This window comes from Escherichia sp. KCJ4928 (assembly GCF_004352695.1).
In the GTDB taxonomy this organism is placed as follows: Bacteria; Pseudomonadota; Gammaproteobacteria; order Enterobacterales; family Enterobacteriaceae; genus ECMA0423.
Genome location: NZ_SJWV01000807.1, coordinates 1 through 255 on the forward strand (window position 1 = coordinate 1; position 255 = coordinate 255).

The following is a 255-nucleotide window of genomic DNA, read 5'->3' on the forward strand; positions in this document are numbered from 1 at the left end:
TTCCGGGCACCACCATCTGGCAGCACGGCGATGATCTGCTCGTGCGATCGCGGGCCATGCTGCGGGATGAATTTGAACAGACGCTGGCATCTGCTGACGGTACGCGTCTGTGGAAACTGCCGGTGACACCCTTACTCACCTTCTCCGTGAATGGTCAGTCCATTCACGTCACCCCTGAACTGGAGTAAATCATGAGCGCAGAACAGGACACAGCCGCAAAGTCCGGCAAAAAACTGTCAGCCCTGCTGGTTCTCG

The 255-nt window shown here is 57.3% G+C and carries 1 protein-coding gene; it reads left to right on the forward strand.

Annotated elements, in window-relative coordinates; genetic code table 11:
* On the forward strand, positions 1 to 188 hold a 188-nt coding region (locus tag E0D98_RS26870), incomplete at its 5' end, for a DotH/IcmK family type IV secretion protein (protein WP_240723786.1).
* Positions 189 to 255: the final 67 nt, after the last annotated feature.